The following is a 23,536-nucleotide window of genomic DNA, read 5'->3' on the forward strand; positions in this document are numbered from 1 at the left end:
TCTTTCGTCATCCCCATTTTCATGGCGATCGCGTCGGCGGTGCGAAACCCGATGCCTTTGATGTCGCGGGCGAGCCGGTAGGGATCCTCGGTCATTACGCCGATGGCGTCATGCCCGTAGGTCTTGAAGATGCGCACCGCCCGGGACGTCCCAACGCCATGGGAATGCAGAAAAATCATAATATCGCGCACAGCCTTTTGTTCGGCCCAGCCCGCGGCGATCTTGCCGGCGCGGAATTCGCCGATCCCGGGGACCTCGCGCAACTTCTCGGGCGCGGCCTCGATGATCTCGAAAGTCGCTTCTCCAAACGCGCCGACGATTCGTTTGGCGAGGACGGGACCGATGCCGCGCACCATCCCCGAGCCGAGGTATTTCTCGATGCCCTCCGCCGTCGTCGGTGGGGTCGTCTTCAGCGTGTCGGCCTTGAATTGCAGGCCATGGGTACGGTCGGTGAGCCAGACGCCGACGGCGTGGATGAATTCGCCGGCGGAGATAAAGGCGGCGTGTCCGACCAGCGTGACGAGATCGCGCCGCCCGCGCGCCTTCACCTTGAGGACGGCGAATCCATTCTCCTCATTGTGAAACGTCACCCGCTCGACAGTGCCGGCGAGGGTTTCACGCGAAGGATTGGTGTGAGCGGGCTTCAAAGGATCATATCTTTGCAAGGTACGGGCGGGACGATAATATCAAACGCCGCCTCTGACCTGCTTGCAACACCAAGCTGTGGCGATCGGGCGCAACCCGTACGCATGGTTGAGAGCTTTCGCCCCCGCCAGGCCGTCGCGTAGTCCAAGCTGCCGCCGCTGGTGGATGCGCAAAAACTTTGACCGTCGGTGAGAGAATCGTCGGATGCGTGAAATCGGTAATCATGCTTGTGGGGGTCAGCGGTGGTTCTACCCAGAGGCGCGAAGTTGACGCCAGTGTGCCCTGAAGCAGACTTGAAGAATGCCTGCATCGAATAAATGAAACTCCACACTTTGATCGGTCTGCGTGGCGAATAACATTGTATTTGACCGCTACAGAATCGAAGATCCTATTGTGAGACACATGCGCTCTGCGGTAGAAAGCGTAAACGGGGTGCGAATCAGTTCGCTGATTTGAGTGACGCGGACCCGTTTTCGAAGGTTTCTGGATTGGCCGATTGGATGTTTCGGACTTTCTCCAAGGACCACAGGCCGCGTCTTTCCCCCACATAAGGAACAAATCGATGCAAACTTCCCTCGAACGGATTCACGAGAAGATCGCCGATCTGGAGACGAAAATCAGCCACCTGCGGATCGCTGAACGTGAGCTCCTGGCGCTCGACAAGGTTGCAGCGCGGCAAACAAAGGTAGCGCCATCCCCCGCGCCGAAGGCAAAGCAAAAGCCTGGGCCAAAACACGCAAGTCGCAAACTTCAAACAAGCAAGCCATTGGCGAGCAAGGCGGCGGAGCCCCGTCAATCACTCGCCGCGGCGATCAGCGAAGTTCTTGACCAGCACGGCGCTCTTTCGGCTGCTGAGCTTTCCGAGCGCATCAATGCCGCGGGCCGCGAGGTTAACAATCGGGCCGTGTCCTTCGCGCTTCAGGGGTTGAAAAAGCGAGGTCTCGCCAAGACCAAGGACGGCAAGTGGTCAGCCGGCAAAACACGGGGCCGCCGTGCAGCCTCGCCGTCCGGCGTCAGCTTGGTACAAAGCGAAGCGGCCGAGTAGCAGGTAGAAGTGTCGCCTGCGTCCTATTTTTAGTGCGGGAAGGATGTTCTCGCGGGGCGCCGGCCGCTTTATCTGGGATGCCTTGTGGCCGGACCCGCCATTTCGGATTGTCATTTCAGGATCATTCGCGCCGCCTGTCGAGTGAGGCGAGGTGCCGCCTAACGGACCAACGCGGGCCAGCATGACGATCGAGGCGCGCCAAAAATTTGGCTGGCGGATCGCCAAAGACCTGAAAGAGAAAATCGGAGTGCGGCGGCCTTGCGAGGGGGGCTCTGGGAGCGCGGTTTACCTTGCGATCTCAGCCAAAGTTCTCGCCTGCAAGCGTTTACGCAAGACATATTTTCGCGGGTTTTGCGCCGCGTGCTTGCTTGTAGAGTCAATGATAGTATCGATCGATAGGATGCGGACGAATCGGTCGGAGTTCGCGCCAGCTGTGGGGCGCCAGGGCGCCAATTGATTTCCCTGCGATAACACCCGCCAGGACGTGAAAGCCATGCCGCGAGCCATAACCCCGATCAAAGCAGTGAAGCCAGCCCTCAAGGGACGCAAGCAGACAGGTTCAGCGCCGGCTCGCGCCCCCGTGCCGAAAGGAAAGAGCAGCCGGCCAGGCCCTGGCGCGAAACCCGCCAGCCCATCCAAGGCAGCCGCGTCCACCTCGGCCCCTCTCGGTCAAGTGAGCAAAGGCGACTTACGCGTCCAGATAGAAAAGCTGGAACAGGTCAATGCGAAGCTTCGCTCCAAGAACCGAGAGGCCGCGCGGGAGGCAAAACTCTCTGCCAACCGCATTGCGGAATTGGAACAACAGGTGGCCGAGCTCGGAAGACGGCTGAAGCCAAAGGCCGCGCCAGTTGGACTCCCTGCCAAGCCGTCAAAGACGAAAAATTCTAAACAGCGGGACCTCGCCGCCGCCGGGCGAGGCGCACCTTCTGGCTCCAGTAGTGCGGCGACCACATTACCGGAGCAAGCCGCTGAGACGGCGGGCGGCGACGAAGCGGGAGCTTCATGACGCGCACAAGGGGAGCGTGAAGGAAGCCCCTTCTGGAAAAGAGTGCGCCTCGAATTCTCGTTCATGCCGAGCCGGATTCGACGCACTCAGCTTTTTCGCTTTTTGTCCCATGCAAAAAAAGATTGTGGGACAATCACTCGCAGCGGTGGCGGTAGAGCTGGCGGAACTCTAATCTCACAGCATGCCGCGCCTATTACGAAAAGATTCGCCCCGCAGTTCCGACGTCTCTCATTTCGACGTTTCTCACGGGGGCGAGACCTATCGGATCCAGATCAAACGAAGCGCTGCCGCGCGCCGATTTATATTGAGGGTTCGGGCCGCGACGCAGGATGCCGTCCTGACGATTCCGGCGCGCGCAAAACTCATCGACGCAAAACTCTTCGCCGAAAGGCAGGCACCCTGGATCAGCTCCCGGCTTCGCCAGTTGCCGCAGAGACTTCACATGGGGCCAGGAGAATTGGCGCCGCTGCGCGGCGTTCCGCACCGGATCGACCATCGACCCGCGAAGCGGAGCGTTGTCTGGGTCCAAACCGTGGAGGAATCCTTTGGGTCCAGCGCAGAGCCGCTGATTTGCGTGAGCTCCGAGGCGTGCTTTGTACCGCGGCGGGTCCGCGATTTTCTCATGCGGGAGGCGAGGCGCGACCTTGAGGCCGCCGTCGCGCGCCATGCGGCTCAACTTGGCGTCCGCGTCCGTAAAATCACCCTGCGCGACACCACAAGCCGGTGGGGATCGTGCACGTCATCTGGGGCGCTTAACTTCTCCTGGCGCCTCATCATGGCACCGCCTTTCGTGCTGGATTACCTAGCGGCGCATGAGGTCGCGCACCTCGTGCATATGAACCATTCGTCAGCGTTCTGGAACGCCGTGCGCGGACTTTGCAAAGACGTGTCGGCCGCCGAATCTTGGCTGAAGACGCATGGAGAGAACTTGCATTGGATCGGCCCCAGGATGAACGAGCCGGCCGGCGCGGCTGCTTCCCCGGAAGCCGCGACTGGCAATGGCTCTGTCCCGTACTCTATGCCGTCGCCGCTGACGCACACGCCGGGAACGTGTCGTTGAGCGCGGTAGACGTGCGCCCGTCGACGCTGAGGAAGCGGGACGGATCGCAGAGGCAGTCCTTTCGTTCGCCAATCGCACGACCGATTTGGTGAGAAGCATTCTCACCTTGATCGCGGCGCCGCAAAATCCCAACCTCGTTGGGACAGGCCGTGACCCTTGGTGAAGCGGCTAAATCAGGCCGACCTTAGAAATAGTGTGCGAGACTGATGGCGTCAGTTCGCAAGTGGCAGTTCAAGACGAAACTTCGCGCCAATGCCTATGGCTGGCGCGGGTCGAGTCTCGCCATCGGCCGGCTCAAGGAAGCTGCCGTCGAGATCAGGTCCGTGGCGAAATCCGATCCTATCGCGGCGGGAGAGGGCGTCGTGTCGTTGATGGAGCGCATCTGGCCGGCGTTCCAGGGCATTGACACCTCATCAGGCTCCCTTGGCGCCGCGGTCTTTCGCACGCTCACCGAGTTAATCCCGATCCTGACCCTCGCGCCGGCGGACCACGCGACCAGAAGAAAGTGGCTCGAGAGATTGTTCGAGGCTGTGCAAAACGATGGCGTCGAATGTCTGGCGCCGCTCGAAGATCGCTGGGGCGAGATCGCCCAATATCCAGACCTGATCAACGAATATGCAGACCGAATGATCGAAATGGTGCGGCGCGCCTGGGCCGACCATCAAACCTTCCATCATGTAATTGGAGCATCCATCTGCTTGTCGTGTCTGCTCGAAGGCGGCCGTTACGACGAACTTCAGGAACTGCTGGCGACGCGACGGACGAAGTTTTGGTCCTGGAGCAGGTTCGGCGCCGAAGCTTTGGTTCGCCAGGGATTGTGGGAAGCCGCGATCGCGTATGCCGAGGACGCCCGCAGCCGCACAAATCCCGGCGTCTCCGAAATGTCCATCGACCGGTTTTGTGAGAAACTATTGATCGACCACGGTCGCTCGGACCAGGCCTATCGACGTTATGGCCTGCGTGCGGCTAGCGGCGCGACGAACCTATCGGTCTACCGCTCTCTGGTCCGCACATATCCCGACCGTGACAGCCGCCGGATGCTCCTGGATCTGATGGAAACCCGGGGCGACAAGGGCAAATGGTTTGCGGCCGCGAAGGATTCCGGATTTTTCGACATCGCTGTCGAGTGTGCCGCCACCCACGGCGCAGACCCGTCGACGCTGGTGCGGGCAGCCCGGGATTTCTGCGGCAAGGAGCCCAAATTCGCCGCCACCGTCGCGCTGCTCGCTCTCTCGAGCCTGCTCGCTGGTGGGGGCTATGACCCGAGCGTGGCGGAAGTCGACGACGCCGTGAAGCACCTTCTCGCGGCTTCGCGCCAGATCGGATCGGTCGAATGGGCCTTGCGAGAACTCTCCAAGTTGAGGGAGCGGCAATGCGCGCCAGGCCGAGTACTGTTTCAGCATGCCATCCAGGCCGCGCTCTCGCGCTGGCATCCTGTTGAGCCCAGCGTTTAGCAACCATGGGCAACCCGCTTCATCCTGATCGTCAGGGCAAACGATGCCGGGGCGAGCTACCGGTCGGCGATCTTCTATACGAGCGAGGATCAGAAGCGGGTCGCAGAGGACACCATCGGCGATGCGAACCGGCCTTTGGCCCGGCAAAGTCGTGACCGACGTAACGCCCGCTGGCGACTTCTGTGAAGCCGAGCCTGAGCACCAGGATTACCTGGAGCGTTATCCTAATGGCTATACCTGCCGTTTTCCGCGGCCGAACTGGAAGCTTCCCCCGGCAAGGACCAACTCGCTGGCGCACCGCGTCGCCCATCTGATCATCAGCGGCGCCGATCCGCGTCGTATCCTGCTGATGACTTTTTCCCACCGGGCGGCGGCCGAGATGAGCCGCCGGGTCGAGCCCACTGCGGCGGCGCGCCATCAGCCATCCTTCGAATCTTCTGAGCCGCCTGAAGTCTTCCTATCAGCGAACGGCGCGCCTGTGCGTCTCGAGGCGTGGGTCGAAGAGAGCCGCGCAAGCAGGTCCTTGCACCTCAGCTCTCGGCAGGCGACAAGTTGCGATGCGAATCGGCCCCCGGAGCAAACAATGACGGTGCTGCGGCTGCTCTTCGAGCGCCTGCTCGTTTTCGGCTTGGGCGTATTAACCGTCTGGGTCATCGCGTTTGTCGTGTTCCATTCGGCTGATAGGCGTCTGCCGTTGGCGCTGGCGTTGGCGGTCACCTACTCCCTCGCCGCTTACGTGATACTCCCGCGCGCGATCCGGCTCGGCCTGCGCATCCTGCACCGCGGCCACGTTCCGAGCTACACGACGACGGGAGACGGCCTGCCGGGCGATCCGGTCAACCTTACGCTGATCGGAACGCGGGATCAGCTCAGACGCGCCTTCGCAGCCGCCGGCTGGCACGAGGCCGACGCCCTGAGCCTGCGCAGCTCTTGGCGGATGGTCGCCGCCTTCGTGCTGAACAGGCCCTATCCGACCGCGCCGTTCAGCACGCTCTATCTCTTCGGCCGCGGCCAGGACATCGGCTTCCAGCGGCCGATCGGCGGCAGCCCGCGCAAGCGCAATCACGTCCGGTTTTGGGCGATCTCCATTGAACGCGCAGAGGCCGAACTCAACACGCCCGAGTTCTGGCGCAACGCCGCGCCGCCGCAGGACCGCGAGCCTCTGATCTGGGTCGGCGCGGGAACGCGGGATACGGGCCTGTCCCTCACGCGCCTGACCTTCCAGGTCACCCATGCGACCGACGCCGACACCAATGCCGAACGCGACTTCATCGTTGGCGAACTCGAGGGGTGCGGCGTGATCGCGAATGTCCGCGCCCACCTTCCCGGCGAGCGCCTCGTGATCGGAAAGGTGAACCGCTACGTCACGGACGGCCGGGTGACCGTGGCCGACCTGAATTTGGATTAATTCAATCTCTCTGGAGGATGGGAAAAAGGATGTTTACGCGCTTACATTCGCCTCGAACGCAATTCCGTTAATTCGGAATTAACTGTAAATCCTTAGCAAGAATCAGCTAGCGCACGAATCAACATGCGAAGGTTCGTTCAACACATGGAGAGTTCTTATGGCTCAGGCAAAAACAAGCAAGCCAGCATCGACTAACAAGGCGAGCTTGGCGAAGGGAGCGTCTGTTCGTCCGGTGAAGGAAACCTTGACGAAGGCGGCGCTCATCAATCTTGTCGCCGAGCAGAACGATCTGCCGCGGAAAACCGCGGCATCAGTTTACGCCACATTGGAAGGCGTATTGCTCGGTTCAGTCCATCCGCGCGGTGTCGGCGAATTCACCTTGCCGGGTCTTTTGAAAGTGTCTCTGCGTAAAGTGCCGGCGCGGAAGGCCGGAACCCTGGTTCGCAATCCTGCTACCGGCCAGATGGTCAAGGGAGCGGCCAAGCCGGCCAGCGTCCGCGTAAGCATTCGCGCCTTATCCAAGCTCAAAACGGCAGCGGTCTCCCGGTAACTGCCGCTTTGAGCACTCAGCGGGCTCGTAAGTTGATCAGTCCTGTATCGTGGTTCCGATGTCGTCCCTGTGATCGCAATGGGCCACAATTTGATCAGCTACGCCCTGCGGGAAATTCGGTCAGTCCGCCAGCCGAAGCGGAGAGATATGATGTTTGCGGGCTCAGAACACGGCGTGATCGCCACGCTCCGGCGCGATGTCGCCGGTTATAACCGAAGAGTAGAAATCGAAGAGCGTCTCGGCGCCTGTCGCCGGCGTTGCGTCGGCGTCATAGCGTCCGGTTTCGGGGTTTAGCCACAGCATGGATTCGGTCGCGTAGTAGCGTCCGATCCGCGCGAGTTCAGCCTTTTCGGCAAGAGGACGCGCGATGGGGGCGATCACGCTCAGAGCGCCGACAATGCCGTCGAGCATCGCGAGCGGCACCTTGCGAAATTGAGGCGGGCGGCGTAGGAGCGCAAAAAGGAACTCTCCCTGTTGCCGCGGCGTGACCGCAGCCCCAGGTCCGCCGATGGGAAGCACTCGGTTCCAGCGAAGCTCGTCCTCCAGACACTGCGCCAGGTAAATTGCGAGATCGTTGTCGCTGATCGGTTTGCAGGACGTCAGCATGCCGTCGCCGAAGACCAGGAACGGCTTGCCTCGCCGCACGCGCTCAACCTGGCCCGACAGCGACTTGAAGAACGCCGTCGGCCTTACGATCGAATATGGGACGCCCGACTCCATGAGCGCCGTTTCGAACGCCAGTTTGGCATGTTGAAACGCGAGGACGGGCTTTTGCACGCAGATCGCGGAGAGCTGCACGAACTGAGAGACGCCTGATTCCTGGGCCGCCGCAAGCAAATCCACGTGCGCCTGATAATCGACTGCCCACGCATCCTTCGGCGCGCCCGTCCGGGAGGCCATGCAGGACACGACGGCATCAAACCGCTCGCCCTGAAAGCCGTCGCGCGTCAGCGATGCTGGATTCAAAACATCGACGAACCTCGCGGCAGCTCCATTGAAGAACGCGCCGTCGCCCTCCGTCGCGCGCGGCCAGCCCCGGGCGGCCTGCGGGCGAACGAAGCAAACAACGTCATGACCGCGTTGCACAAGCACACGCAGCGTCGCTCGGCCTATGGTGCCGGTTGCGCCAAGCAGGCAAACACGTTGGCGCAATGATGAGCGCGGCGTCCCCTTGACCGGCTGGGCCTTCGTCATATGATTCGGCACCGGCATGGCGGTTCCCACTGGGTTTCATCTTTTACCGGCAGAATCTTACGATACGACATTTTTGATCAGACCATGTTTTACCGCCGCCTCTTTGAGGGGATCTGTGATTTGTGCACACGTGAAGTCATCGTGATGCGTGTTTGCGTAAACCATCATTGATTTTGGCACTTTCGCCGCCGCAAACAGTGCTTCTCCATGGCGGAGTGGGATGACAGCGTCGTTCGCGCCATGAAGGATGAGAATGGGCGCGTCGACCCGGCCGATTTTTGACAAAGAGTTATATTTATCGCGAGCGAGGTGGCGCACGCCGATCAGGAAGGGATAAATCTCAGCGGCGCGCTTCTCGACTGAAGTGTAGGGGGCCTGCAAGACCAAAAGCCCGGGCGGTCGCTCCGTCGCCATCTGCACCGCCACGCCTGTTCCCAGCGATTCTCCGAAATAAACGAGCGTCCGTGGCGATAAGTTGAGTTGGCGTTCGGCATAGTCGATTGCGGCGCGGGCGTCGATGTAAATTCCCAATTCGCAAGGGCTGCCCTCGCTCTTTCCAAAGCCGCGATAGCTGACCGCTACGAGCCCAAAACCTGCGTCGATGAAACCCTTGAACCAAGCAGCGCGTTCGCCGAGATGAAATGCATTGCCGTGGAAATACAAAATCGTGGGAAAACCAGGGCGCGCGGGCTGAACCCAAGTTTGCAGTCTGACGTTGTCGGGCGTCTCAAGAAATAATTCCGTCATGCCTGCAAGACCGAACGCCGCGGGCGAGGCCGTCATTTTTGCGGGAAAGTACAGCAATCGTCGTTGGAATGCGAACATGCCGATGATGAGCACTGCATAGGCCACGACTCCAATGACAAGGCTTGTCCACATATGGCGGCTTCCTTACTCAAGAGGCGCAGACGTTCAGTGTTCGGCGCGAACGTTCTTGGGCTCCAATTGGTGATGACAATTACGGCTAAAGTGGCATGACGACTGGGACAGAGGATGAGTCGATGGATATCGCATTTCTTGGTTTGGGCGGCATGGGGACCGCGATGGCGCGCAACCTCGTCGAGCATGGCCACACAGTCGTGGCGTGGAATAGAAGTCCTGAGCCAGCAAAGGCGCTCAGCGCGCTCGGCGTCGGCATCGGAGAAACGCCTGCAGAGACGGTCAAACATTGCGAAATCGCCATCACGATGTTGGCCGACGACGGCGCGGTGGAGGCGGTGAGCCTCGGCGAAAACGGAATCATCGCCGGGCTGGCCAAAGGAGCGACGCATATCTCTATGAGCACGATCTCGGTCGCGTTGTCCGAGCGTCTCGCTGAGGCGCACGCTGGGCAAAGCCAGAATTATGCCACTGCGCCTGTGTTTGGGCGTCCAGACGCCGCTGAAGCCGGAAAATTGTTCATCGCCGTCGCTGGCGAAGCCGGCGTAGTCGAAAAAATCCGGCCAGCGCTGGAAGCGATGGGACAGCGCATTTTCATCATGGGCGAAAAACCTTCTCAGGCCAATCTCGTCAAACTCACGGGGAATTTTCTGATCACTGGCGTGATCGAAAGCCTGGCGGAGGCCTTTGCGTTAACGACGAAGGGTGGAATCGAAACCGCCAAAGTCTACGAATTGCTGACGGAGACGCTTTTCGCGGCGCCGGTTTACAAGACCTATGGGTCTATCATACGCGATGGCTCATTTTCACCGCCGGGTTTCAAACTTCTTCTTGGGCTCAAGGACAACCGCCTACTGCAGCAGGCAGGTGAAAAGCTTGAAACTCCATTGCCCTTCGCCGCGATCATCCGCGACCGATTCTTAGCAGCCCTGGCTCATGGTGACGGTGATCTTGATTGGTCGGCGATCGCCAAACGCGCGGTGGACGATGCGGGACTTTAGGGTCCATTGCCTATCGTACGAGAGCCATCGCTAAACAGCCGCCCTAACAAGGTATGTATGACAGAGCTGGCCCTTCTGCATGGACGGTGTCTATTTGCGCGCGTAGCGCGATCTCGGCGTCGAGAAGTTTGTTTCGCTCGTCTCGATAGGTGGCGCTTTCGTTGGGATAAGAGAGGCGGGACATGGGATTGGCTTCAGACCTCACCCTCTAAAACGAATCGCGCCGCAAACGGTTTCCGGAGCGTGGGGCCCGAGCACGGAGTTGATCACCAATTCGCTCGACTAAGACGCAAGCGCGACGTCGATGAGTTTGATCCGACCTAACCTGGCGAAACCAGCCTTTAGCCCTATGATAGACCCCCACTCGAACAGCGGAAAGGATCCAAGATGCGCCCGCCGGCCCGACTTTTTTGGTTCGCCACCGTTTTTGTGCTTGCTTCGAAACATGGCGCCTTGGCTTTCGAAGCGCGCTTCTCATGGTCAGGGATAACAGCGTGCGGCAAAGTCTCGCCAGCCTTCACGATCCACGACGCGCCAAAGGGAACGGAAAGCCTGCATTTCACCATGACCGACAAAGACGCGCCGAACTTTCTGCATGGCGGTGGCAACGTTCAGTACAATGGCGGCGGATATGTGCCTGAGGGCGCCATCAATTACATAGGGCCATGCCCGCCGGCCGGCGCAGTCCATCGCTATGTCTGGACTATTGAAGCTTGGGACAAAAGCGGAAAGCGAGTGGGTCGCACAACTGCCGAAGGCAGCTTTCAAGCGCCTTGAGCTTATTTTGGCTCAGTACTCCGCGCGGTGTCGGCGAGTTCACCTTGCCAGTCTTTTGAAGGTGTCTCGGCGCGAGGCGCCGGCGCGCAAGGCCGAGGCTGCCGGCAGACACCAGCCCTACCGGAAATCCCGAGCCTTCACCTTGATCGTATCGACGTGGAGAGTCGGCATGCCGCGGGTTGTTAATCCTTTAGGCAGAGGATCGACCGGGGACTTGAGCGATGGAGGTCGCCTTCGCGTCTATACGGCGACGCAGCGGCCAAGTCGCGATTAGCGACGCTCGCGAGAAGTGACGAGAGATCCGTAAGATTCCGGGCGACGAGATGCACGACGTCGCCTTCCCGCTGGATGCGGCCGTCGACGGCGAGCATGCTGGCTGAGAGGATTGCGCGGCACTGCTTGTCAAAAAGTTTCGGCCAGATGACGAGATTGGCGATGCCCGTCTCGTCCTCGATGGTGATGAACATGACACCCTTGGCGGAACCGGGCATCTGCCGGAGGAGAACAAGTCCGGCGGCGCGAAGCCAGCGTCCGTCACGCGCCTGCATTGCATCAGTGCAGGTTGCGACGCCTTTGCGGCGTAGATCTTCGCGCAGGAACGAGACAGGATGGCTGCGCAGCGTCAGCCCAACATGACCGTAGTCTTCGACGACCTCGCCGCCGGCCGCCATCGGCCGGAGATTAACCGCGGGCTCGCTGATTTCCGCCAATGCCTCGGCTTCGCGGGCGGATGCGGCGGCGAAGAGAGGCAGCGGCTCGTCGCGCAGCGCCTTGATCGCCCAGAGCGCCTCGCGCCGGGCGAGTTTTAGCGACGGTTGGAAGGCGTCGGCCTCGGCGATTTGCACCAAGGCGGCGGCGGGAACGGCGCAGCGCCGCCAAAGATCGTCGACCGAGGCAAATGGCTTGTCGGCGCGCGCGCCGATCATCGTTGCGGCGTTGATATTGGAGAGCCCCCGCACCATGCGCAGGCCAAGCCGCACGGCGAAGCGATCCTCACGGTTCGTTGGCTCGAGCGTGCAGTCCCAGCGCGAGGCGTTGACGCATACGGGACGAACCTCGACGCCATGGTCGCGGGCGTCTCGGACGATTTGCGCCGGCGCGTAAAAGCCCATCGGCTGGGCGTTCAGAAGCGCCGCGCAGAACACATCCGGATGATGACATTTGAGCCAGGACGACGCGTAGGCGATCAGCGCGAAGGAGGCGGCGTGGCTTTCGGGAAAGCCGTAACTGCCAAAACCCTCCAATTGCATGAAGGTCTTTTCCGCGAAGGCCTGCTCATAACCCTTGGCGACCATGCCGCCGACCAGTTTGTCGCGGAAATGCGAAACGCCGCCGGTGAATTTGAATGTCGCCATCGAGCGCCGGAGCTGGTCAGCCTCAGTGGCGGTGAAGCCGGCGCATTCGATCGCGACCCGCATCGCCTGCTCCTGGAACAAGGGAACGCCGAGCGTCTTACCGAGCACTTTCTCAAGCTCGGGAGTCGGATAGACGACCTCCTCCCTGCCCTCGCGGCGGCGCAGATAGGGGTGCACCATGTCGCCCTGGATCGGGCCCGGCCGGACGATCGCCACTTCGATGACGAGATCGTAGAAGGTGCGCGGCTTGATCCGCGGCAGCATCGCCATCTGGGCCCGGCTCTCGATCTGGAACACCCCAATCGTGTCGGCCTTGCGGATCATCGCGTAAGTGCGTGGATCCTCAGCGGGGATCGAGGCGAGGTCGAGGGTGACGCCCTTGTGCGCGGCCAAGAGGTCGAGGCCGCGCTTCATGCAGGACAGCATGCCGAGCGCCAGGCAATCGACCTTCATGAACTTCAAGGCGTCGATGTCGTCTTTGTCCCATTCGATCACCTGCCGGTCCTTCATCGCCGCCGGCTCGATCGGAACGAGCTCGTCGAGCCGGTCATGAGTGAGGACGAAGCCGCCGGGATGTTGCGACAGATGGCGGGGGGCGCCGATGAGGTCGCGGGCGAGGTCGAGCGCAAGCCGCAGGCGCCGGTCGCCGAGATTGAGGTTCAGCTCCTCCACGTGCTTGGGATCGATCCCTTCTCTGGACCAGCCCGAGACCTGGGACGACAACATTTTGATGAGGTCTTCGGGCAGACCGAGCGCCTTGCCGACATCGCGCAACGCGCCCCTGGCGCGGTAGCGAACGACCGTCGAGCAGAGCGCGGAGTGATCGCGGCCATAGGTCTCGAACACCCATTGCATGACGATCTCACGCCGCTCATGCTCGAAATCGACGTCGATATCGGGCGGCTCGCGGCGCTCCTCGGAGACAAAGCGCTCGAACAGGAGGTCGTTGCGCTCGGGATCGATCGAGGTGATCCCGAGCACGTAGCAGACGGCGCTGTTGGCGGCGGAGCCGCGGCCCTGGCACAGAATATCCTGGCTGCGGGCGAAGCGGACGATTGAATTCACCGTCAGGAAATAGGGCGCATAGCCGAGCGTCTCGATCAGCTGCAACTCATGTTTGAGGAGCGCTCTTACCTTGTCGGGAACGCCCTCGGGATAACGCTCGGCCGCGCCTTCAAAGGTCAACTTTTCCAGCGCCTGCTGCGGCGTCAGGCCCGGGATCAACGCCTCGTGCGGATATTGATAGGCGAGCTCGTCCAGCGTGAAGCGGCAGCGCCCGGCGATTTCGAGCGTGCGCGCCAGCGCCTCCGGATAGCGGCTGAACAGCCGGGCCATTTCGTCTGGGGTTTTGAGATAGCGATCGGCGTGCCGCTCGCGCCGGAACCCGGCGTCGTCGATGACGCAATTATGCCGGATGCTGGTGACGACATCCTGCAGCAGGCGGCGCGCTGGGACATGAAACAGCACGTCATTTGTGACGACGGCCGCAACCCCGGCCCGCGCCGCCATGTTCGCCAAATTGTGCAGGCGCAGCGCATCGTTCGGCCGGCGGCGCAGCGTCAGCGCCAGATAGGCGCGGTCGCCGAAGGTTTGCGCGAGCCGGCGCAGCTGCAGGGCGCAGGCCTCATCCGCCTCGCCGTGAACGAGGACCGCGATCAGGCCCTCGCCATATGCTGCGAGATCGGACCAGTCGAGCCGGCATTGCGCCTTGCCGGCGCACCTCTTGCCGAGGGACAGCAGACGGCAAAGCCGCGCATAGGCGGGACGATCGGTCGGATAGACGAGGACCGACACGCCGTCCGACAGATCGAGGCGGCAGCCGACGATCAGGCGCACCCCGGTCGCCTTCGCCGCCTCATGGGCGCGAACGATTCCGGCGAGACTGTTGCGGTCGACAATCGCAAGCGCCTCGACGCCAAGGCTTGCGGCCTGCGTGAACAATTCGTCGCAGGAGCTCGCCCCGCGCAGAAAACTAAAATGCGACGTGCATTGCAGTTCGGCATAGCGCGGGCTCATCCGAACAGTCCGTGCAGGAACCAGCGGTGCGAGCCTGTGGCGGCGTCCTCGCCGTCGCCGGCGCGATAGATCCAGTAGCGTTCGCCGGCTTCGTCCTCGACCTGAAAATAATCGCGCACCGCCGCCAGTTCGGCGTCGCGCTTCCACCATTCGCCGAAGACGCGTTCAGGCCCATCGGCGCGCTTCACGCGGCGGCGGACGCCGCGCCAGGTGAACGCAACGGGGGGATGATCGGGCAGCAGCGCTATTGCGTCGATCGGCTCCGGCGCGGCGAACAGCCGCGACGGCCGCGGCCAATGGTTTGGCCATTCCTCACCGGTGGCCGGCGCCAATGGCGCGATCCGCTGGACGGAGCGCTCCGGCACATCGCTGGCGACCGGTTTCAGCCGATAGACCCGGCTTTCGCCGACGCGGTTGGCGAGCGCATCGATCAGAGCCGAGACGTCGGTATCGGGATCGTCCGCAAGCGATGACATCAACTGCCGCGCCACGAGCGGCTCGACGATGGTGGCGGCAAGGCTCATCATCTCGACCCCAAAGCCTGGATCGATGGTCTCGATCTTGTTGCAGAACATGCGGGTTAGGCGCTTGGCGTCGCGAACGGGCGCCGCCGTTCCAATGCGAATGGCTTTGAGACTGTTGTCGACGCGATGAAAGACAAGGTCGAGGCGGCGCGCGCCGAGGTCTTTTGCAGCGAGCGCGTCACACAGCGCGGCAACCAACAGGCCGGTATAGCGAGCGATGGTTTCGGCGGCGCCGATCGGTTCGGCAAAGGCGCGGCGAACCGCGATGAGGTCCGGCGGCCGCACCGGAATGATCGGCTCGGCGAGCCGTCCCAAAGCCTGATCGAGACGGCGGCCGAGTTCGGGTCCAAAGCGCAGGGCGAGCGGCGCGCGCGGCGTCGCCGCCAGTTCGCCGATGCTCTGAAACCCGAGAACACGAAGATTGTCGACCATGGCGTTTGGCAGGCGCAGGGCGCGGACCGGCAGATCGAAAATCGCCTTGGCGCTCTCCCCGGCCGGAATGACGAGCACTGGCCGTGCGGCGAAACGCGCCAGCGCGTGAGCGGCGCCCCAGCTGTCGGCGAGGGCGGCGCGAGCGGCGACGCCCGAGGCCGCGATCCGCTTGACCAGGCCCTTGACCAGGGCGTCTTCGCCGCCATGAAGGTGGGCCGCGCCAGTCACATCGATGACGATTCCGTCCGGCGGGTCGGCGGCGGCGATCGGCGCATAGCGCCGCAGCGCCCAGAGCGCGAGGCGTTCGAGCGCTTGCCTGTCGTCGGCGGGATCGGCGTCCCTCACGATCAGACCCGGCGTCAGCGCCTGCGCCTTGGTCACGGGCATGCCGATGCGCAGCCCCCGCGGCCTGAGCGGCAGGGTCCGCAGCGACGACCACACGCCGCCTGCCCTCGCGGCCGATCAGCACAAGCGGCGTCTCAGCCGGCGGCGCGGCGGCGGCGAGTTTTCGTCTGAACCGGTCCGTCGGCCAGGTCGGCAGGAACACTGAGACGACCCATGCCATCGCAGGCCTCCACTTCGAAATCGGCGCTTTCGCCAGCTCGGCATCGGATCAATTCGAGCCGCCACCTTGCGCGCCCAACGCCTTCGACGGGCAAGGGGCTCGAGGGAAGCGCGGTGACGCGCCAGCGGGTGACCGAGGCTGTCGGCTGCCCGAAATCGGCGGCGTCGGCCTGCCGCCGCCAGCGCCTTATGGCGACGCCCATGGCGCCCGAGCCTTCGGCCGCGAGCTGCAGCCGGCGCGAGGCGGTCATCGACAGGCGGGCGACCTCGGCGACGACCGCGCCAAGACCGCCATGGCGCAGGCCTTCCTCGAAGCAGGCGAGAACGGACTTCTCGTCGCCGGCCTCGACAAAGATCACCCGATCTGGCGGCAGTCCGGCCCGCGCCAGCGCCGGCGCGAACAGGTCCTGGCGACTGACGCACCAGAGGACTTTTCCGCGAAGCCGGGCGGCGACGCCAGCGGCGAACAGCGCCGCCGCGGCGCCGTCGATCGCGCCATTGCCGCCGCCGGCCACCTCATGCAATGCGCCGAGCGCCAGGCCGCCTTCGGGCAGACGCGCGTCGATCTCCTTGATTCCGAAGGGCAGCGCCTTGCGGCCGCGCGCCCCTACGGCCTCAAAGCGCTGAATGCGCGCGCGAAGTTCGGCGACGACGGGATTGGGAGTAGTTTCCTTCATAGGATAAAAGGCCTTTGCGGCGTCTTCCCAACGCGTTTTTGGGATGATATGTTCCCCAAATGTTCTGATTGCGAGTCGAGAGTCAATCCGCCGCTTGCTTGCCGCCGCGAAACCCAGCGTTGAACCAAGCGAAGCGAAAGCAGCCGCCTGATTTATTCTGAAAAAGCCAAGCGATCGGGGGCGTGGGTGAGCGAGGCGCATCTGGAAAAATTGAATGAGAACCAGCGCCGCGCCGTGGAGCACGGAATTGGGCTCACTGACGCAGCGATCGGCGGGCCGCTGCTGATCATCGCAGGCGCGGGATCAGGCAAGACCAACACGCTGGCGCATCGCGTCGCCCACCTGATCGTCCACGGCGCCGATCCGCGCCGGATCCTGTTGATGACGTTTTCGCGACGCGCCGCCGCCGAAATGAACCGGCGCGTCGCGCAGATCTGCGCGCTGGCGCTGGAGAGCAACGCTTTGGCGCTCGCCGACGCGCTCCATTGGGCCGGGACGTTTCATGGGATCGGCGCAAGGCTGCTGCGCGACTATTCCGAGCAGATCGGCCTCGATCCGGCTTTCACGATCCATGATCGCGAAGACAGCGCCGATCTGATGAACCTCGTGCGGCATCAGCTCGGCTTTTCAAAAATGGAGAGCCGGTTTCCAACCAAAGGCTCCTGCCTCGCCATCTATTCGCGCGCGGTGAACGCGGAGTTGCCGCTCGAGGAGGTTCTGGGAGGTTTCTTCCCCTGGTGCGCCGGTTGGAGCGTTCAATTGCGCGATCTGTTCGCGGCCTATGTCGAGGCCAAGCAGGCCCAGAACATTCTCGATTACGACGATCTGCTGCTCTATTGGGCGCAGACGGTCAGCGATCCTCTGCTTGCCGACGACATCGGCGGGCGGTTCGATCATGTTCTCGTCGACGAATACCAGGACACCAACCGGCTGCAGGCCTCGATCCTGATGGCGCTGAAGCCGGATGGCCGGGGGCTCACCGTTGTCGGCGACGACGCCCAGGCGATTTATTCCTTCCGCGCCGCCTGCGTGCGCAACATTCTCGATTTCCCGGCGGCCTTCAATCCGAAGGCCGACATCGTCACCCTCGATCGCAATTATCGCTCGACCCAGCCGATCCTCGCCGCCGCCAATGCAATCATCGATCTCGCCGCCGAGCGCTTCACCAAGAACCTCTGGACCGAGCGTCAATCCTCACAACGCCCGCGCCTCGTCACCGTCCGTGACGAAGCCGATCAGGCGCGCTACGTCGTCGAGGCGGTTCTGGAGAACCGCGAAGGGGGCGCGGCGCTGAAGCAACAGGCGGTCCTGTTCCGGACCTCCCATCACAGCGGAGCGCTCGAGGTCGAACTGACCCGGCGCAACATTCCCTTCGTCAAATTCGGCGGCCTCAAATTCCTCGACAGCGCCCATGTCAAGGACATGCTGGCGCTGCTGCGCTTTGCGCAGAACCCGCGCGACCGGGTCGCGGGCTTCCGCCTGATGCAGCTTTTGCCCGGCGTCGGACCAAGCTCGGCCCAGCGCGCGCTCGATCTGATGGCGGCGCAGCCGGACCCCTGGTCCGCACTTTCGGAGATGGCCCCGCCGCCGCGCGCCGGCGCCGACTGGACCGCGTTCGTCGAGGCGTTGATGCAGATCGGGTCCGCCGCCGCGGGTTGGCCGGCGGAGCTTGCGCTGGCGCGGCTCTGGTATGAGCCCCATCTCGAGCGCATTCACGACGATTCTGTGGTGCGCCAGGCCGACCTTTTGCAATTGGAACAGATCGCGGCCGGTTATCCGTCGCGCGAGCGGTTTCTGACCGAGCTGACCCTCGACCCGCCCGACGCAATGAGCGATCAGGCCGGCGTCCCGCATCTTGACGACGATTATCTCATCCTCTCCACCATCCATTCCGCCAAGGGACAGGAATTGAAATCGGTGTTTCTTTTGAACGCCGTCGACGGCTGCATTCCCTCCGATCTTGGGACGGGGACCACGGCCGAGATCGAAGAAGAACGGCGCCTGCTTTATGTCGCCATGACGCGGGCGATGGAGACTCTCGATCTTCTGGTTCCGCAGCGCTTCTTCACCCATGGCCAGCATCCGCAGGGCGACCGCCATGTCACCGGCGCGCGCACGCGCTTCATTCCCGCCGCTCTTTTGAAGTTCTTCGAGATCGCAGCCTGGCCCGCTGTGAGGCCGGAGGCGGCGAGCGCTGTCAGGGCGAGGCAGGTGCGCGTCGACATCGGCGCGCGGATGCGCGGCATGTGGCGATAGGGAACGGCGATGTGCAATCTCTACTCCTACACTAAGGGCCAGCAGGCCATTCGCGAGTTCTCCCGGGCGATGCAGGACCGGACCGGCAATCTGCCGCCGTTTCCGGGAATCTTTCCCGATTATGCGGCTCCGCTCGTGCGCAATCACCCTGAGGGCCGCGAGCTGACGCTGGCGCGCTGGGGCATGCCCTCGCCCGTGTTCGCGCTGAAGGGCAAGAAATGCGATCCCGGAATCACCAATATTCGCAATGTGAAGTCGCCGCACTGGCGCCGCTGGCTGCAACCCGCCAACCGCTGCGTCGTCCCATTTACCAGCTTTTCCGAGAATGAGACGCTCCCAGATGGCGCAAAACCGCCTGTCTGGTTCGCCCTCGACGAGACCCGGCCGCTCGCGTTCTTTGCTGGGGTGTGGACCCATTGGACCTCGGTCCGCAAGGTGAAGGAAAGGCGAGACGGCGAACGACATCTTCGCGTTTCTGACGACGGACGCGAACAAGGAGGTCGGCGTGATCCATCCCAAAGCCATGCCGGTGATCCTCACAACCCAGGATGAAATTGATCTCTGGATGAATGCGCCTCCGGAGGAGGCCTTGACGCTGCAGCGGCCGCTTCCTGACGGCGCGCTGACGATTGTCGCGCGCGGCGGAAAGAAAGACGAGGGAGGCCTCGTGGCATGAATAGCGTTGTCATGCGCACGAGCGATCGATGTGAGAGGAACGCCGCCGCGCGGCGCCTTCGCGATTCAGATAGCGCGCCCGCGCCCGCGCGGCTGCGCAAGATCATCCATGTCGACATGGATGCGTTTTTTGCGTCTGTGGAGCAGCGCGACAATCCGGAGCTGCGCGGCAAGCCGGTCGCGGTCGGCGGCTCGCGGGAGCGCGGCGTCGTCGCAGCGGCGAGCTATGAAGCGCGCCAGTTTGGCGTGCGTTCGGCGATGCCCTCGATCCTCGCAAAGCTCAAATGCCCGGATCTGGTTTTCGTCAAGCCGCGGTTTGAGATCTCCAAGGCGATCTCGCAGCACATGCGTGCGATCTTCGCCGAATATACGCCTCTCATCGAACCGCTTTCGCTGGACGAGGCCTATCTCGACGTCACGGACAATCTCAAGAACATGACCGTCGCGCGCGAGATCGCAGAAGACATCCGCGCCAAGATTCGCGCCGCGACGGATCTCACCGCTTCAGCCGGGGTCTCGTATAACAAGTTTTTGGCGAAACTCGCCTCGGATCACCGCAAGGCCGACGGGCTGTTCGTCATCACGCCGCGAATGGGGCCTGGCTTTGTCGAGACGCTGCCGGTGCGAAAATTCCACGGCGTCGGGCCGGCGACGGCGGCGAAGATGAACCGGCTCGGGATCGCGACGGGGCTCGATCTGAAGGAGCGGTCTCTCGCGTTCTTGCAACATCAGTTCGGAAAATCCGGCTCCTATTATTATTCGATCGCGCGCGGAATTGATGAGCGGTCCGTTCGCGCCGACCGGGTCCGGAAATCTGTCGGCGCGGAAAACACCTTCTTTACGGATCTCTTTACCTTTGACTCCGCGCGCGAAGCCCTGCAGCCGCTACTCGAAAAGGTCTGGCGCCATTGCGAGAGCGCGGGAACCCGCGGGAGGACCGTGACCCTGAAAGTGAAATATGCCGATTTCCAGCAGATCACGCGAAGCCGAACCGGCGATGCGCCCATCGTGCCGCGAGCGGATCTCGAACGGCAAAGCCTCGACCTCCTCGCCCATGTTTTTCCGGTGGAGAAAGGCGTTCGGCTGCTCGGCGTTTCGCTGTCGTCGCTGGAGGCACGGAACACCGGGAAGAAACCGCAGTCGAGTTTTGCGCTTTAGGATCATGGCGCAAGGAGAACGAGATGAATGAAAGCCGGTATTATGGGGTTCGCGTCGAAGGGGCCAAATACGGAGTTGGTTTCGGCTCGGCTCTGGCCATCGTCGCTGATCAGGGATTAGTTTTATCCAATAAGGATGATCTGCTCTGGCCGGCCTTTATTGCGCCAAAGCGGGCAGCAGTCGCAGCTTTCCTTGTCGAGCGGCTTTGGTCAGCGGTCACTTCGAGAGCGAGCGAGCAACGTCACGAGATTTGCTCTATATTCCAAGCAAAAAAGACGGATGCTCACTAAATACTTTCGCGAGGAGCTGGGGGATCTTTTCGAGTAGAAACGGGATGTTTCCAAAGCGCGAGAGAATTGATTGCCCAGCCGTCAACGCCCAAATCACTCGTGCGGGCTCGAGCAACCGGGAATAGACGATGTCGACCATTGACATAGCAAATCATAATGACGGCCTGACCCTCCTCGATCTAAAAAGGGGGCTCGAAGATGAAATTTGGTTTTGGGCGTTCGCCGAAGCTTATGCAAAGGGACAGATGCAATCCGATAATTCTCGCGAGCGCATAATCAACGGCTATTACAAACAATATCCGGACATGAAGGCGTATGTCGACGATCACGTTTCGAACCGGACCTGTCTGTTTGCCATCCGCGAAACGCGAAAAAGAAAGCAAGATCGCAAGCAGGCCATGGACGCACAGCGTATGGCTGCATCGTCGCCGCGCCCCATCTACGCAGAATTGAAGTGGATGGCGCCGCTTAAGGCCAAACCAATCGCTATTGAATCCAATTTTGGACGCCCACTGCCGCCACCTATCTGGGGAATTCCGCCGGACCAACTTGAGCGGGCCTTAGACGCTCTTCCGAACGAACCGTCCGAACCGACCGTCGCAGCTCCCTCGACTGCCGTTTCAGCGGTTTATGCAACAGGGCTGCCGGGGAGACCGACGACTTGGCCCTTCGTGGAAGCTGAGGTGCGCCGTCGTTTCCGGCCCGATGGCCTGTCTAAGCCGACGGCGGAGTGGGCGCGAGACATGCGCGCATGGCTTACGGAAAAACATCCGAGCGTAGCCCTGCCAACTGAAACGACATTAAGAAACCGACTACCCGACCTAATCCGTCAGTTAAAAGCATCATAAAGCGGGCTATCCGGAGTTGATTGTGTTTGCTGCAATGCTAAAGGCCGCCGAGTGAATTTAAATGCAGTCGCTTGAAAAACATGGATTCTGAGTTCGCAAACGGACTGATTTGGGCCTCTGGCGAGCGGCAGAAATCGACCGAGGTCGTGTAAAAACGTGGTGTTTTCGTCAGCGGTTTTGTCGGGCTGGACCTTCGCGGTGTTGAGGGCCCATTAGCCCGGCTCTTTGTCGTCAAGGCGTTGGCGGAACGCTCCTCAGGTAGGGATAGCTGTTGTTGACGCCGGAATTGCTCGCCCAAATTGTGGGATCAAAACCCGATGGCAGGCCAGATTTGAGCTCGGCGGTGGTGAGGCCCACGCCGCCAGCGCTTGTCGATTGCCCGCTGGTCTGAATATCCCAATACGAGTTGGCGACGGCGCCGGTGCTATATCCGACGAGGCCGCCAGGGCCGCTGCCAAAGCCAAAGCCAAAACCCTTGGCTGTCCCTGTCGCGTAGGACTGCGAAATGACGCCGTCATTATATCCGACAAGTCCGCCGGTGAAGTATGCGCCGCTGACCGCTCCTGTCGCATAGGATTGCAAGATGGAGCCGCCTGAGGTGTAGTTCCATCCCACGAGACCGCCGACATATTCTGAGGCGCTGCCGTTGACCATCCCCGTTGCATAGGATTGCGTGACCTTTCCGATGTTGCCGCCGATCAGGCCGCCGATGCCCCAACCGGCAGAAAAGCCGCTGACAATCGTGCCTGTCGTCCTCCCTGTAGCATAAGATTGCAGAATAGAACCACTGTTCACGCCGGCGAGGCCGCCGATATAGGCATAGCCGGTGATCGCTCCCATCCCAAAGGACTGCGTGATAGAGCCAAAAGTGTCGTTCAAACCTACGAGGCCGCCAACATAGGATCGGCCACTGGCGGCGCCCATTGCGTAGGAGTTTTTGATGGCTCCGTTGTTGTAACCAACGAGAGAGCCGATGTCCGGGGCCCCGTACACAGCCGCGCCGCTGACCGAGCCCGTCGCATAGGATTGCGAGACTGCGCCTAGATTTCCCCCAATGAGGCCGCCAACGTTGGAAAAGCCGCTGACGGTTCCGGTCGCGAAGCTTGAAGTCACGCTGAAGTTATTTACTCCCGCGAGGCCACCGACATTAGTGTCGCCCGTCACTGCCCCAGAGGCGTTGCTCTGTCTGATTGTTCCATAGCTCCAGCCGACGAGGCCACCGACATGATCCTCACCCGACACCGACGCAGACGCGGAGCTGCTCTGAACGGTTCCGTGGTTTTTACCTACAAGCGCGCCGACCCTGCTGTAGCCGGTGACGCCGCCGCCCGCGAGGTTGACGTCCTCGACCACGCCCGCGCCGCCGACATAGCCGAACAGGCCCACATTGTACCCGGTCCATATTGCTGCGTTCGTTGCGTCCGTCGGGCGCTGAATGGTCAGGTTCGAGATCGTGTGGCCCTGGCCGTCGAAGGTCCCGGTGAACTGATTGCCCCCCTGGCCGATCGGGTTGAAGCCGGAAATTGGATATGGCGTGTTCGTCGGCGTGAACCAGTGTTCTGCAGGGTTCGTCAGGGCGGAGCCGAGGTCGATGTCTGCGCCAAGCGTGTAGTTCGCCTTTGTATCCAGCGCGATCAGCTGGAGCTGATGCGCGTTGACGATATTGGTCGAATATTCAGAGAGAAGGAACGGCCGGGTCGCGCCCGCCTGGCCGCCCGCGTT

Annotated in this window: 16 protein-coding genes and 4 pseudogenes; 13 read left to right on the forward strand and 7 right to left on the reverse strand. The window is 62.0% G+C overall.

Features of this window, described 5'->3' with window-relative positions; all coding sequences use genetic code 11:
* Positions 1 to 647 (reverse strand): helix-hairpin-helix domain-containing protein (locus BM177_RS17435; RefSeq protein ID WP_244532414.1); only part of this gene is annotated, 647 nt, incomplete at its 3' end.
* A 560-nt stretch (positions 648 to 1,207) separates the two neighbouring features.
* Between BM177_RS17435 and BM177_RS19675 the strand changes: the two genes are divergently transcribed.
* The 6 genes and pseudogenes from BM177_RS19675 (at position 1,208) to BM177_RS17475 (ending at position 7,168) form a co-directional block, all read left to right on the forward strand.
* A complete protein-coding gene (locus BM177_RS19675) occupies positions 1,208 to 1,690 on the forward strand; it encodes a hypothetical protein (RefSeq protein ID WP_139223710.1) in 483 nt (160 codons plus the stop codon).
* Positions 1,691 to 3,000: 1,310 nt separating this feature from the next.
* Positions 3,001 to 3,756, forward strand: coding sequence for a M48 family metallopeptidase (locus BM177_RS17455; protein ID WP_244532415.1), 756 nt, complete (start codon positions 3,001 to 3,003; stop codon positions 3,754 to 3,756).
* A 206-nt stretch (positions 3,757 to 3,962) separates the two neighbouring features.
* Positions 3,963 to 5,210 (forward strand): hypothetical protein, encoded by a 1,248-nt coding sequence (locus tag BM177_RS17460; protein WP_091686228.1) that lies wholly within the window; start codon positions 3,963 to 3,965, stop codon positions 5,208 to 5,210.
* Between the two features lie 33 nt (positions 5,211 to 5,243).
* Positions 5,244 to 5,481: pseudogene (locus tag BM177_RS20780) on the forward strand (peptide-methionine (S)-S-oxide reductase); the annotation flags it as partial.
* A 45-nt stretch (positions 5,482 to 5,526) separates the two neighbouring features.
* Complete coding sequence (locus tag BM177_RS17470) at positions 5,527 to 6,618, forward strand: LssY C-terminal domain-containing protein (protein WP_342028935.1); 1,092 nt, start codon at positions 5,527 to 5,529, stop codon at positions 6,616 to 6,618.
* Between the two features lie 232 nt (positions 6,619 to 6,850).
* Positions 6,851 to 7,168, forward strand: a complete 318-nt coding sequence (locus tag BM177_RS17475) for an HU family DNA-binding protein (RefSeq protein WP_244532416.1) — start codon at positions 6,851 to 6,853, stop codon at positions 7,166 to 7,168.
* A gap of 162 nt (positions 7,169 to 7,330) precedes the next feature.
* Here the strand turns inward: BM177_RS17475 and BM177_RS17480 are convergent, their stop codons facing one another.
* Both BM177_RS17480 and BM177_RS17485 read right to left on the reverse strand, forming a co-directional pair.
* On the reverse strand, positions 7,331 to 8,302 hold the full coding sequence (locus BM177_RS17480) for an NAD(P)H-binding protein (protein WP_091686254.1): 972 nt from the start codon (positions 8,300 to 8,302) through the stop codon (positions 7,331 to 7,333).
* A 117-nt stretch (positions 8,303 to 8,419) separates the two neighbouring features.
* Positions 8,420 to 9,241 (reverse strand): alpha/beta hydrolase, encoded by an 822-nt coding sequence (locus BM177_RS17485; RefSeq protein ID WP_091686232.1) that lies wholly within the window; start codon positions 9,239 to 9,241, stop codon positions 8,420 to 8,422.
* Positions 9,242 to 9,363: 122 nt separating this feature from the next.
* Here BM177_RS17485 and BM177_RS17490 point away from each other — a divergent pair, with 122 nt between their 5' ends.
* Both BM177_RS17490 and BM177_RS17495 read left to right on the forward strand, forming a co-directional pair.
* Positions 9,364 to 10,242, forward strand: a complete 879-nt coding sequence (locus tag BM177_RS17490; RefSeq protein WP_091686256.1) for an NAD(P)-dependent oxidoreductase — start codon at positions 9,364 to 9,366, stop codon at positions 10,240 to 10,242.
* Between the two features lie 387 nt (positions 10,243 to 10,629).
* Entirely contained in the window at positions 10,630 to 11,019 is a 390-nt protein-coding gene (locus BM177_RS17495; RefSeq protein ID WP_091686234.1) for a YbhB/YbcL family Raf kinase inhibitor-like protein, read from the forward strand.
* A 117-nt stretch (positions 11,020 to 11,136) separates the two neighbouring features.
* Here BM177_RS17495 and BM177_RS17500 read toward each other — a convergent pair.
* The 3 genes and pseudogenes from BM177_RS17500 to BM177_RS17510 all read right to left on the reverse strand — a co-directional run bounded on the left by BM177_RS17500 (position 11,137) and on the right by BM177_RS17510 (position 16,587).
* Positions 11,137 to 14,390: pseudogene (locus BM177_RS17500) on the reverse strand (error-prone DNA polymerase).
* Positions 14,387 to 15,911: pseudogene (locus BM177_RS17505) on the reverse strand (DUF6504 family protein). Before BM177_RS17505 ends, BM177_RS17500 begins: the two co-directional pseudogenes overlap by 4 nt.
* Positions 15,826 to 16,587 carry an ImuA family protein gene (locus BM177_RS17510; RefSeq protein WP_091686259.1) on the reverse strand — a complete coding sequence of 254 codons (762 nt, stop codon included), beginning with the start codon at positions 16,585 to 16,587 and terminating at the stop codon, positions 15,826 to 15,828. Before BM177_RS17510 ends, BM177_RS17505 begins: the two are co-directional and overlap by 86 nt.
* Positions 16,588 to 16,773: 186 nt before the next feature.
* Here BM177_RS17510 and BM177_RS17515 point away from each other — a divergent pair, with 186 nt between their 5' ends.
* From BM177_RS17515 to BM177_RS19685, 5 genes and pseudogenes are all read left to right on the forward strand, one after another.
* On the forward strand, positions 16,774 to 18,843 hold the full coding sequence (locus tag BM177_RS17515) for an ATP-dependent helicase (RefSeq protein ID WP_091686239.1): 2,070 nt from the start codon (positions 16,774 to 16,776) through the stop codon (positions 18,841 to 18,843).
* A 9-nt stretch (positions 18,844 to 18,852) separates the two neighbouring features.
* Positions 18,853 to 19,519, forward strand: a pseudogene (locus BM177_RS17520) (SOS response-associated peptidase).
* Between the two features lie 11 nt (positions 19,520 to 19,530).
* The gene (dinB, locus tag BM177_RS17525; RefSeq protein ID WP_091686262.1) at positions 19,531 to 20,676 is read left to right on the forward strand and encodes a DNA polymerase IV; all 1,146 of its coding nucleotides are present in this window, start codon (positions 19,531 to 19,533) and stop codon (positions 20,674 to 20,676) included.
* A 23-nt stretch (positions 20,677 to 20,699) separates the two neighbouring features.
* The gene (locus BM177_RS17530; protein WP_091686244.1) at positions 20,700 to 20,966 is read left to right on the forward strand and encodes a hypothetical protein; all 267 of its coding nucleotides are present in this window, start codon (positions 20,700 to 20,702) and stop codon (positions 20,964 to 20,966) included.
* A gap of 128 nt (positions 20,967 to 21,094) precedes the next feature.
* Positions 21,095 to 21,814, forward strand: coding sequence for a hypothetical protein (locus BM177_RS19685; protein ID WP_139223711.1), 720 nt, complete (start codon positions 21,095 to 21,097; stop codon positions 21,812 to 21,814).
* Positions 21,815 to 22,045: 231 nt separating this feature from the next.
* On the opposite strand, the gene BM177_RS17540 is transcribed toward BM177_RS19685, so the two are convergent.
* Positions 22,046 to 23,536: GLUG motif-containing protein (locus BM177_RS17540; RefSeq protein WP_091686249.1), on the reverse strand; the 1,491-nt coding region annotated here is incomplete at its 5' end.

The organism is Methylocapsa palsarum (assembly GCF_900114285.1).
Lineage (GTDB): Bacteria > Pseudomonadota > Alphaproteobacteria > Rhizobiales > Beijerinckiaceae > Methylocapsa > Methylocapsa palsarum.

What these genes read in the sequence shown, in the direction of transcription:
- BM177_RS17530 (WP_091686244.1), top strand. Translation starts at nt 20,700, where the DNA reads ATGAATGAAAGCCGGTATTATGGGGTTCGCGTCGAAGGGGCCAAATAC.
- BM177_RS19685 (WP_139223711.1), top strand. Translation starts at nt 21,095, where the DNA reads ATGTCGACCATTGACATAGCAAATCATAATGACGGCCTGACCCTCCTC.
- dinB (WP_091686262.1), top strand. Translation starts at nt 19,531, where the DNA reads ATGCGCACGAGCGATCGATGTGAGAGGAACGCCGCCGCGCGGCGCCTT.
- BM177_RS17490 (WP_091686256.1), top strand. Translation starts at nt 9,364, where the DNA reads ATGGATATCGCATTTCTTGGTTTGGGCGGCATGGGGACCGCGATGGCG.
- BM177_RS17460 (WP_091686228.1), top strand. Translation starts at nt 3,963, where the DNA reads ATGGCGTCAGTTCGCAAGTGGCAGTTCAAGACGAAACTTCGCGCCAAT.
- BM177_RS17485 (WP_091686232.1), bottom strand. Translation starts at nt 9,241, where the DNA reads ATGTGGACAAGCCTTGTCATTGGAGTCGTGGCCTATGCAGTGCTCATC.
- BM177_RS17510 (WP_091686259.1), bottom strand. Translation starts at nt 16,587, where the DNA reads ATGAAGGAAACTACTCCCAATCCCGTCGTCGCCGAACTTCGCGCGCGC.
- BM177_RS19675 (WP_139223710.1), top strand. Translation starts at nt 1,208, where the DNA reads ATGCAAACTTCCCTCGAACGGATTCACGAGAAGATCGCCGATCTGGAG.
- BM177_RS17495 (WP_091686234.1), top strand. Translation starts at nt 10,630, where the DNA reads ATGCGCCCGCCGGCCCGACTTTTTTGGTTCGCCACCGTTTTTGTGCTT.